A 10,835-nucleotide genomic window follows, 5' to 3' on the forward strand; every position below is an offset into this window, starting at 1 on the left:
GGGGCCGTGTGGAACATCGACTCCTTCGACCAGTGGGGCGTCGAGCTCGGCAAGGTCCTCGCCAAGCGGGTCGAGCCCGCCCTGACCGAGGGCGCGGAGGTGGAGGGGCTGGACGAGTCGACCCGGGCCCTGGTCGCGAAGTACCGGGAGCTGCGCGGGCGGCGGTGAGCCCGGCCGGCCGCCCCGGTGGGTCCGGGTGGGGGCTCCCCCTGGGCCCCCACCCCCCGTGCGGGACCGCCGTCCCTCAGGCCACCGCGCTCAGCGTGTCCGCCAGGCGGCGGCGGGCCGCGCGGGCGGCGGGAAGCGCGGCGAGGGCGGCGGCGCCCACGACGGCGGCCGTGCCGAACAGCAGCAGGAGCAGGGGAGAGGGGGCCTGGGCGATCCCGGCGCCGATGCCGCTGGAGCGGCCCTGGGCGTCGATCAGCCAGTGGGCCAGCGGGAGCCCCAGCGCCGTGGCGACGGCGACCGCGGCCAGCGCGGTGCAGCTGGTGGCCGTGACGGTGATCGCGGTGATCTGGCGCGGTGACAACCCGATCGCCTTCAGCGCCAGCAGGTCGCGCTCGCCCTCGCGGACGGTGCCGCCGATCGCGGTGAGCAGTTCGATCAGCCCGATGAGGGCGAGCACGCAGACCAGTCCGGCGACGACCGCGCGCAGCGGGGACAGCCCGTCGGCCGGGTTGGTCACGGCGTGCACGTCGAGGTGGCCGCGGCCGGCTGCGGTCAGCCCGTTCGCGACGTCGTGCGGATCGGCCCCGGGGCGCAGCCGCAACTGGTAGAGGGTCGGGGCCAGGTTCGGGTCGTTCGCCCGGAGGGTGTCCAGCGAGGTGGAGATGACCCGGCCGGCGTTCTCCGGTTCGATGCTGCGGCCCACGATGTGCAGGATCTGCGGCTGGTCGCCGACCGTCATCCGCACCCAGTCGCCGACCCGCACGTCCAGCAGGTCGAGCAGGCCCTGCCCGGCGACCGCCTCGTCCGGGCCGGTCGCGGCGCGGCCCTGGGCGAGGGTGTACGGGTAGGGGTCCTGGCGGGTGCCGAGACCGCGCAGGGCGATCGTCGCGGTCTGGCCGGGAACCAGGGCGGCCATCTCCACGCCCGGATAGACGGCGGCGACCCGCCGCTCGTGGTCCAGCAGGGCGCGGACGTCCGTGTCGCCGAGGCCGCGATCCGCGCGGACGGTGAGCGCCGCGGGCATTCCCATCCGCTCCGGGCTGCTGTGGAAGCGGTCGATCGTGGTCCACGCGCTCATCGCCACCACGATCAGCAGCAGCGGCAGCGCGAGCCGCCCGACCGTGCCGAGGGTGCGCGGACGGCGGGTGAACGCCTTGTGCCAGCCGAGCACCAGCGCGGGCGGCAGCCGCAGGCCGAGGGCGCGCCGCGCCGGGCCCGTCAGCCGGCCGCCCGCCGAGGCCGCCGGGCGGGGCACCGGCACCGGGGGCACCCGTCCCGCCCGCCAGGCCGCGAGCCCGGTGACCGCGCCGATGAACAGCACGGCCCCCACCGGCACGGCGAACAGCGCCACGGTGTGGCCCGGCAGCCCCTGCCACACCCCGACCGCGTCGCCGAACCGCCCCGGCAACAGGCTGCCCAGCCCCTGCGTGAGCGCGGCCGCCGCGACGGCACCGAGCAGGGCGTAGGCGACGTGCTGGAGCAGGAAGACGCGGACGACCTGGCCGGGCGTGAAGCCGATCGCCTTCAGCACCGAGATGTCCCGCAGATGGCCGCGGATGCGGGTGCCGATCGCGCCGTGCACCGCCAGGCCCGCGGCGACCAGCGCACCGAGTCCGAACAGGCCCAGCACCTGGCCGAGCAGCCGGTTGTCGCCCTGGGCCTCGGCCTGCGCCTGCTGCCAGGTGGACACCTCGCCGACCGCGCCGGCGCCGAGCACGGTGACGGCGCGCTGGACGGCGTAGTCCGTGTCGCCGGGGTCGGTCAGGCGCAGTCCGATCACCCGGCCGCCGGGATCGCGCACCGCGGACGGCGGCGCCCACACCAGACCGGGCTGTTCCCCCGGCCGGAAGCGGGGTTCGGCGCTGTCGGCGACGCCGACGACGGTCAGCGTGCGGGCGGTGCCCGGCAGACGGAGGACGTCCCCGGGCTCGGCCAGCAGCGCCCGGGCGAGCCGGCTGTCCAGGACGACGCCGCCGGGGTCCCGCGGGTCGAGCCAGTGGCCGGAGGTCAGCAGCGGCCGGCCCACGTCGGGCCGCCGGGGCGTGCCGCGCAGTTCGACCAGGGCCCGGGTGCCGCGGGAGGAGACGGTGGCGATCTCGGTGGGATAGGGCCCGGCGACGGACTCGACGCCGTCCAGCGCGGCCAGCCGGCCGGTGTCGGCGGACCGGACGGTGTGGATCCAAACATGGGCGCCCCGGGACTGGGCGAACACTCGCTGCCAGGGGTTGGTCGCGTAGCCGAACAGCGCGGTGGCCAGCAGCAGCGCGGCGACGATGCCGGCGGTGGCCAGCACGATGAACAGCGCCTCGCCGCGGTGCGTGCGCAGATCGGAGTGCGCCCAGCGCAACGTGGCCCGCACGCGGCTCAGCCCCTCGGCCGGGGCGGGGGCGCCGGCGCGCGCGTCAGGTGGTCGTACACCGCAGTCAGTCCTTCAGCTCCAGCACACCGGAAATGCCGGTGCCCCGCGACGGCGTCCCGTCGAGTTCCGCGTCGTCGGCGATCCGCCCGTCGAAGAAGCTGATCACCCGGTCCGCGGCGCTCGCCAGCCGGGCGTCATGGGTGACCAGCACGATCGTCTGGCCGCGCTGGTGGAAACGGGACAGCAGCCGCATCACCTCGCGGGTGCCCCGGCTGTCCAGGCTGCCCGCGGGCTCGTCGGCCAGCAGCAGCGGCGGGTGGTTCACCAGCGCGCGGGCGAGCGCGACCCGCTGCTGCTCGCCGCCGGACAGCTCGCCCGGCATGCTGCGCTCCTTGCCCTTCAGCCCCAGCTCCGCCAGGAGATCCTCGCGCTCGGCGCGCGCCTGGCGCGGCGAGCGGCCGGCGAGCAGCGCGGGCAGTTCGACGTTGTCGGCGACGGACAGGTTGGAGACCAGGTTGAAGAACTGGAAGACGATGCCGATGCGTTTCCTGCGCTCCTCGGCCCAGCGCGCCTCGGTGTAGGCGTCGGTGCACCGCCCGTCCAGCCAGATGCTGCCCTCGTCGGGCCGCTGCAGGCCGCCGAGCAGGTGCAGCAGGGTCGACTTGCCGGCCCCGGAGGGACCGGTGACGGCGACGAACTCGCCGCGCCGCACCGACAGGTCGACGCCGCGCACGGCACGGGCGGGCGCGCCCTCGCCGTGGTGGGTCTTGACGAGCCGCTCGGCCCGCAGCACGACGTCCTCGGCCCCGGGCCCGGCGACGTCCCCGGACCGGGGCTCGGGACGGTGTTCCGGGCGCGGCTCAGGAGGGTGGGTGTCGCTCACTCCAGCTCCTCCTGGCACCGCTCCAGCCAGTCCAGGTCGGCCTGCAGGTGCAGCATCGCGCCCTCGATGAGCAGATGGGCGATTCGGTTGTCCCGGTTCTCGGCCGCGGACAGTTTCGACAGGTTGCGCATGGTGTTGAGGTACTGGCGCCGCTGCCGGTTGATGAGCGCGATCTGGTCGGCGAGCCGGGTCTGCGGCGCGAGCGCGAGCTTCATGAAGAACTCGTCCCGCACCCGAGGCTCGTCCTCGGTCTCCTCGAACCAGGCGCGCAGCGCCTCACGCCCGGCGTCGGTGAGGTGGTAGATCTTCTTGTTGGGCCGGCTGGACTGCTCGACCTCCTCGCCCTCGATCAGTCCCGACTTCTCGAGGCGGCCGAGGGTCACGTATATCTGGCCGACGTTCGGCTGAGGGTACGCGGCGCCCAGCAGTTGCTCAAGGTCCTGCTTCAGCTCGTAGCCGTGGGCGGGGCCGCGAGCGAGGAGTGCCAGGAGGGGCAGGCGCACTCGTGCTCTCCTCCTAGTCCTCGTAATGTGCTCCAGGCCCTAGTATCGCCCATACCTAACAGGTATACATGGCCTCTGACCCCGGGCGAGGGTGCCCGGTCCTGGTGTACGGGAGGAACCTATGCGGTGGATACGCGCCGCCGGTAGGGGCCTTCTCGTCCTGGTCGTGGTCATGACCGGGTACATCGCCTCCGGGGTCCGCGCCGGCGAGGACGCGTCCCACGGGCGCGGCCCGCTCACCCTGGCCACCGCCGGTGACCTCACCGGCTATCTCGGCCCCCTGCTGGAGGGCTGGAACCGTACCCACCCCGGGGAGAGGGTCACTCTCGTCGAGCTCCCGGACTCCGCCGACGAGACCCACGCGCAGATGACGACCGACCTGCGCGGCGGCGACCGCAGCCGGTTCGACGTCCTCAACATCGACGTGAACTGGACCTCGGAGTTCGCCGCGGCCGGCTGGATCCGCCCGCTGCCGCGCGACCGCTTCCCGCTGCGGACCTTCCTGCCGCCGGTCGTCGACACGGCCACCTACGACGGGCAGCTGTACGCGGTCCCGTACGTCACCAACGCCGGCCTGCTGCTGTACCGCAAGGACGTCCTCGCCAAGGAGGGGGTCCCGCCCCCGCGCACCTGGGCCGAGCTGGAGCACGACGCGCGGACCATCGCGCCGAAGTACGGGCTCGACGGATACGCGGGCCAGTTCCTGCCCTACGAGGGCCTCACCGTCAACGCGGCCGAGGCCGTGTACTCGGCGGGCGGCACGATCCTCGGCGACGAGGGCGCGCGGGTCACCGTCAATTCCGCGGCTGCCCGTGAGGGCATCGGCTTCCTCGCCCGCGGCGTCCGCGAGGGCTGGATCCCGAAACGGGCGCTGACGTACAAGGAGGAGGAGTCCAAGCAGGCCTTCCAGGACGGCCGGCTGCTCTTCCTGCGCAACTGGCCCTACGCCTACGCCGTCGCCTCGGCCAAGGGCTCCCCGGTCGCCGGGAAGATCGGCGCGGTGCCGCTGCCCGGGCCCGCGGGACCGGGCACGAGCGTCCTCGGCGGCTCCAACCTGGCCGTCAACACCCATGCACGGCATCCCGACTCCGCCGCCCGCCTGATCGCGTATCTCACCGGCGAGCGCGTCCAGCGCCTGGTCCTCACCCGGGGCGCGCTGCCGCCGGTGCGGGCCGCCCTCTACGAAGACCCCGCGCTGATCCGGCGGTTCCCGTATCTGCCGACGCTGCGCGCCGCCGTGCTCGCGGCCGCGCCGCGCCCCAAGAGCCCGCACTACGACCAGGTCAGTCTGGTGGTCCAGGCGGTCGTGCACGACGCGCTGACCGGTCGGGAGACGCCCGAGGCGGCGGTGCGGCGGCTGGCGCGCGAGCTCGACGCCATCGCCCGTCGGTAGTTACTTGTTAGGTAACGCGGGCATTACGACTCCGTTCACTATGTCCCTTTAAGTCCCTGTTCGTAACGGCAACTGCCCAGTAGTTTCCGTTCATTTCATTGACACCCCTGCGACGCCGCTACCTAACATGCATGCACAACAGCCGCCTAGCACAGACAGGGCAATGGGTTGAACAGGCATTGGTGGCGCGACGCGGTGATCTACCAGGTGTACGTCCGCAGCTTCCTCGACAGCACCGGCGACGGCATCGGCGACCTGGCCGGGGTCAGGGCCGGGCTGCCGTATCTGAAGAAGCTCGGCGTCGACGGGATCTGGCTGAGCCCCTTCTACCCCTCGCCGCAGCACGACCACGGCTACGACGTCGCCGACTACTGCGGCGTCGACCCGCTCTTCGGCGACCTCGCCGAGTTCGACCTGCTGATGGCGGCCGCCCGGCGGCTCGGCGTCAAGGTCCTGCTCGACATCGTCCCCAACCACTGCTCCAGCGCCCACCCGTGGTTCGGCGAGGCGCTCGCCGCACCGCCCGGCAGCCCGGCCCGGGCCCGCTTCCACTTCGCCGACGGCCGCGGCCCCGACGGGTCCGAGCCGCCCAACAACTGGCACGCCATGTTCGGCGGGCCGGCCTGGACCCGGATCACCGAGCCCGACGGCCGCCCCGGCCAGTGGTACCTGCACATGTTCACCCCCGAGCAGCCGGACTGGAACTGGCGCACACCCGAGGTGGCCGCCGAGTTCGACCGGGTCCTGCGCTTCTGGCTGGACCGGGGCGTAGACGGCTTCCGCATCGACGTCGCCGCCGGGCTCTTCAAGCACCCCGACCTGCCCGACTCGGACGACCCCGAGGCCGACGCCCGCACCCGCGACTCGGTCAACCCGCTCGCCTGGAACCAGCCCGAGGTGCACGACGTGTGGCGGCACTGGCGGGCCGTGTGCGAGGAGTACACCGCGCACGACGGCCGGGAACGGTTGCTGGTCGGCGAGGTCTCGGTGCCCACCGCCCGCGAGCACGCCCGGTACGTCCGCCCGGACGAGCTGCACCAGGCCTTCTTCTTCGACCTGCTCGGCGCCCCCTGGGACGCCGACGCCTTCCGCAAGGTCGTCACCGAGGCGATGCAGGACATAGCCGGCACGGGCTCGACGGTCACCTGGGTCCTCAACAACCACGACCAGGTCCGCACCGTCACCCGCTACGGCGAACCCGCCACCGGCGGCAGCGGCCTCGGCGCCGCCCGCGCCCGCGCCGCCGCGCTGCTGATGCTGGCGCTGCCCGGTGCCGCGTACATCTACCAGGGCGAGGAGCTGGGCCTGCCCGAGGTCGTCGACCTGCCCGACGACGTGCTCACCGACCCGATCTTCCGCCGCACCGGAAGCCGCGCCCGCGTCCGCGACGGCTGCCGGGTGCCGCTGCCGTGGTCCGGGCAGGCCTCCCCCTTCGGCTTCACCTCCGGAGTCGAGGGGGCCAGGCCCTGGCTGCCGCAGCCGGACTGGTTCGCCGAGCACGCCACCGACCGGGCCCTCGCCGACACCAGCTCCTTCTGGCACCTGTACCGCGACGGCCTCCACCTGCGCGCCGCGCTGCCCCAGCTGGGCGAGGGCACCCTGCGCTGGCTGGACACCCCGCCCGGCGTCCTCGGCTTCGTCCGCGGCGACGGCCTGGTCTGCGCCGTCAACTTCGGCACCGCCCCGACACCCGCGCCGGTCCCCGGCGCCCCGCTGCTGTCCAGCGGCCCCTGCCCCCCCGGCGTGCTCGCCGGGTCCACGGCCGCCTGGTGGATCGGCGACGACACCGCCGACCTCTGAACCCCCCTCACGAGCCCGTCCGTTTCCCACCCCTCGAAGGGACATCAACGATGATGCGACGACGTACCACCCTGCTCACCGGCTGCACCGCCCTCGTCCTCGCGCTCGGCGCGACCGCCTGCGGCGGCGGCGACCCCGTCTCCGCCGGCGGCGGCGACAAGGCGCTCAGCGGCCAGACGGTCACCGTGGCCGGCGTCTGGACCGGCAGCGAGCAGAAGAACTTCCAGAAGGTGCTGGACGCCTTCACCGCGAAGACCGGCGCCAAGACGCAGTTCATCTCCACCGGGGACAACGTCTCCACCGTCGTCGGCAGCAAGATCGAGGGCGGCAACGCCCCCGACGTCGTGATGGTCCCGCAGGTCGGCGTGCTCCAGCAGTTCGCGAAGAAGGGCTGGCTCCAGCCGCTGTCCACCACCACCCAGCAGTCCGTCGACGCCGGCTACGCGCCCGTGTGGAAGAAGTACGGCAGCGTCGACGGCACCCTCTACGGCCTGTACTTCAAGGCCGCCCACAAGTCGACGGTCTGGTACAGCCCCGACGCGCTGGCCCAGGCCGGCGTGAAGCCGCCCAAGAGCTACGACGAGATGCTCAAGGCCGGGCACACCGTCGCCGACTCCGGACTCCCCGCCTTCTCGGTCGCCGGGCAGGACGGCTGGACGCTGACCGACTGGTTCGAGAACATCTACCTCTCCCAGGCAGGTCCGGAGAAGTACGACGCCCTCGCCGCGCACAAGCTGAAGTGGACCGACGCCAGCGTGGTCGAGGCGCTCGGCACCCTCGGCAAGCTCTTCAAGGACAAGCAGCTGATCGCGGGCGGGCAGAAGGAGGCCCTCAACACGGACTTCCCCGGCTCGGTGGAGAAGGTCTTCGGACCCAAGCCCGGCGCGGGCATGGTCTACGAGGGCGACTTCGTCGCCGGCGTCGCCAAGGACCAGTTCGGCCGCACCATCGGCAAGGACGCCAACTTCTTCCCGTTCCCGGCCGTCGGCGGCGGTGCCGCGCCCGTGGTCAGCGGCGGCGACGCGGCCGTCGTGCTGAAGGACGGCAAGAACGCCAAGGCCGGCATGAAGCTCCTGGAGTTCCTCGCCACGCCGGAGGCCGCCTCCGTGTGGGCGAAGGCGGGCGGCTTCCTGTCCCCGAACAAGAAGGTCGCCTTCTCCTCCTACGGCGACGACGTCACCCGGGCGACCGCCAAGTCCCTGATCTCGGCGGGCGACTCGGTCCGCTTCGACATGTCCGACCAGGCGCCCGCCGCCTTCGGCGGCACCAAGGGAGCCGGCGAGTGGAAGCTGCTCCAGGACTTCCTGCGCGACCCCTCCGACCCGAAGGCGACCGCGGCGAAGCTGGAGGCCGCGGCGGCCAAGGCGTACCGGGGCTGAGCCGCGATGACCGCCACCACCCTCGTGAAGGACAAGGGGGCGAGCCCGCCGCCGCCCGCCGCGCTCGCCGACCGCGCGCGGCGGATGCGGCGGCGGGGCCGCGCCGTCGCCCTGCTGTTCGTCTTCCCCGCGCTCCTGCTGCTCGGCGCGCTCGTCGTCTACCCGGTGCTTTTCTCGGTCGGGCGCAGCTTCTTCGACGCCTCCGGCGACCGGTTCGTGGGCGGCGCCAACTACGCCGAGATGTTCCGCGACCCGGCCACCGTCAAGGCCGTCCGCAACACCGCGATCTGGGTGGTCGTGGCCCCGTCGCTGCTGACCGGCCTCGGCCTGATCCTCGCCGTCCTGGTGGAGAAGGTCCGCTGGGCGACCGCCTTCAAACTGCTGCTGTTCATGCCGATGGCGGTTTCCTTCCTCGCCGCCGGGATCATCTTCCGCCTCGCCTACGACGAGGACCCGGACAAGGGCGTGCTGAACGCCGCCGTCGTCTCGGTCCACGACGCCTTCAAGGGCACCTCCGCCTACCCCACCGCCCGCGCCCGCCCGGGCCAGGGGCTGACCCAGGGCCGGGACGGCTCGTACACGACCGGCAAGGGTGTCTCACCCGGGAGTGCGGTGACGCTGCCGATGGTCGGGGTGCTCCCCAAGGACCTGCCCCGCGGCGCCGCCCCCGCCCTCCCGGCGGCCGGGCGGCGGGCCGCGGCCGGCGAACTGCGCGGCGTCGCCTACCTGGACTTCACGCCCGGCGGTTCGGGGCGGCCGGGCAAGGTCGACCGGCGGGAGAGCGGACTGCCCGGCATGAAGGTCGAGGCGGTGCGCGACGGACGGACGGTCGCGAGCACGACCACGGCGTCCGACGGCTCCTTCCGCCTCCCGGGGCTCAGCGCGGGGTCGTACACGCTGAGGCTGCCGGCGTCGAACTTCGCCGCGCCCTACCAGGGCGTGTCCTGGCTCGGGCCGACGCTCGTCACCCCCGCCATCATCGGGGCGTACCTGTGGATCTGGACCGGGTTCGCGATGGTGCTGATCGGGGCGGGCCTCGCGACGCTGCCGCGGGACGCGCTGGAGGCGGCGCGGATGGACGGGGCGAACGAGTGGCAGATCTTCCGGCGGATCACCGTCCCGCTGCTCGCACCGGTGCTGACCGTCGTCTTCGTGACCCTCGTGATCAACGTGATGAAGGTCTTCGACCTCGTCTACGTCATCGCGCCCGGGCCGGTGCAGGAGGACGCGACCGTGCTCGCCACCCAGATGTGGCTGGTGTCCTTCGGCGGCGGCAACAACCAGGGGCTCGGCAGCGCCCTCGGCGTGCTGCTCCTGCTCCTCGTCATCCCCGCGATGGTCTTCAACGTGCGCCGTTTCCGAAGGAGTCAGCGATGAACGCGGTCAGGCGGGGCCTGGGCAACGGGCTGGTGCAGGCCTTCCTGGTGGTGATCGGCCTGGTCTGGCTGACTCCGCTGGCGGGACTGTTCCTGTCGTCGCTGCGCTCGGCCGAGGACACCGCCAGGGGCGGCTGGTGGACCTCCCTGGCCGGCCCGGGACAGCTGTCCTTCGACAACTACACGGCGCTGCTGAAGAACGCGGGCATCACCCAGGCGTTCTGGAACACGGTGCTCATCTCGGTGCCGGCGACGGTGCTGGTGGTGGTGATCGCGGCGCTGGCCGGATACGCCTTCGCCTGGCTGGACTTCCCGGCCCGCGAACCACTGTTCCTGCTGGTGGTGGCCCTGCTGGTGGTGCCCGTGCAGATCGGCCTGCTGCCGGTCGCCAAACTCTTCGGCCAGCTGGGGCTGTTCGGGACGATTCCCGGAGTCGTGCTCTTCCACGTGGCCTACGGGCTGCCGTTCGCGGTGTTCCTGCTGCGGAACTACTTCGCCGAGATGCCGAAGGAGATGCTGGAGGCGGCCCGCATGGACGGCGGCGGCGAGTGGCGCATCTTCACCCAGTTGGTGCTGCCCGTGGGTCGGCCCGCGATCGCGAGCCTCGCCATCTTCCAGTTCCTGTGGGTGTGGAACGACATGCTGGTGGCGCTGCTGTTCGCCGACAGCTCCTCCCAGCCGCTGACCGTGGAACTCCAGTCCCAGATCCGCCAGTTCGGCAGCAACATCGACGTGCTCGCGCCAGGGGCGTTCCTGTCGCTGATCGTGCCGGTGGTGGTCTTCTTCGCCTTCCAGCGGCACTTCGTGCAGGGCGTGATGGCGGGGTCCGTGAAGTAGGACCCGGAGCGGGACCCGAAGGAGCATTCGAAGGAGGACCCGGGGGAAACAGCGGGGCGGCGCGGGCGTTCGAACGCCCGCGCCGCCCCCGCGGGGGACCCCGCCCCCCGCGGGATAAACGATCACCGCAAAAGGGC

At 72.8% G+C, this 10,835-nt stretch carries 8 protein-coding genes and 1 pseudogene; 6 read left to right on the forward strand and 3 right to left on the reverse strand.

Annotated features, from left to right (window positions below):
* Positions 1 to 168: pseudogene (locus ACF1A5_RS28750) on the forward strand (glucose-6-phosphate isomerase); the annotation flags it as partial.
* 76 nt (positions 169 to 244) lie between these two features.
* Here ACF1A5_RS28750 and ACF1A5_RS28755 read toward each other — a convergent pair.
* From ACF1A5_RS28755 to ACF1A5_RS28765, 3 genes are all read right to left on the reverse strand, one after another.
* Positions 245 to 2,527, reverse strand: coding sequence for an FtsX-like permease family protein (locus ACF1A5_RS28755; RefSeq protein WP_392195792.1), 2,283 nt, complete (start codon positions 2,525 to 2,527; stop codon positions 245 to 247).
* Between the two features lie 64 nt (positions 2,528 to 2,591).
* Positions 2,592 to 3,320 carry an ABC transporter ATP-binding protein gene (locus ACF1A5_RS28760; RefSeq protein ID WP_392195886.1) on the reverse strand — a complete coding sequence of 243 codons (729 nt, stop codon included), beginning with the start codon at positions 3,318 to 3,320 and terminating at the stop codon, positions 2,592 to 2,594.
* Positions 3,321 to 3,406: 86 nt separating this feature from the next.
* The gene (locus ACF1A5_RS28765) at positions 3,407 to 3,913 is read right to left on the reverse strand and encodes a PadR family transcriptional regulator (RefSeq protein WP_392195793.1); all 507 of its coding nucleotides are present in this window, start codon (positions 3,911 to 3,913) and stop codon (positions 3,407 to 3,409) included.
* Positions 3,914 to 4,034: 121 nt separating this feature from the next.
* On the opposite strand from ACF1A5_RS28765, the gene ACF1A5_RS28770 reads away from it, so the two are divergent.
* From ACF1A5_RS28770 to ACF1A5_RS28790, 5 genes are all read left to right on the forward strand, one after another.
* On the forward strand, positions 4,035 to 5,306 hold the full coding sequence (locus ACF1A5_RS28770) for an ABC transporter substrate-binding protein (RefSeq protein WP_392195794.1): 1,272 nt from the start codon (positions 4,035 to 4,037) through the stop codon (positions 5,304 to 5,306).
* Between the two features lie 168 nt (positions 5,307 to 5,474).
* On the forward strand, positions 5,475 to 7,106 hold the full coding sequence (locus ACF1A5_RS28775; RefSeq protein WP_392195795.1) for a glycoside hydrolase family 13 protein: 1,632 nt from the start codon (positions 5,475 to 5,477) through the stop codon (positions 7,104 to 7,106).
* Positions 7,107 to 7,156: 50 nt separating this feature from the next.
* Complete coding sequence (locus tag ACF1A5_RS28780; protein WP_392195796.1) at positions 7,157 to 8,485, forward strand: ABC transporter substrate-binding protein; 1,329 nt, start codon at positions 7,157 to 7,159, stop codon at positions 8,483 to 8,485.
* Between the two features lie 6 nt (positions 8,486 to 8,491).
* Complete coding sequence (locus ACF1A5_RS28785; RefSeq protein WP_392195797.1) at positions 8,492 to 9,862, forward strand: ABC transporter permease subunit; 1,371 nt, start codon at positions 8,492 to 8,494, stop codon at positions 9,860 to 9,862.
* Positions 9,859 to 10,698 (forward strand): carbohydrate ABC transporter permease, encoded by an 840-nt coding sequence (locus ACF1A5_RS28790; protein ID WP_392195798.1) that lies wholly within the window; start codon positions 9,859 to 9,861, stop codon positions 10,696 to 10,698. The genes ACF1A5_RS28785 and ACF1A5_RS28790 overlap by 4 nt, the downstream gene beginning before the upstream one ends.
* Positions 10,699 to 10,835: the final 137 nt, after the last annotated feature.

The organism is Streptomyces sp. NPDC014864 (genome assembly GCF_043081525.1).
Classification (GTDB): Bacteria; Actinomycetota; Actinomycetes; order Streptomycetales; family Streptomycetaceae; genus Streptomyces.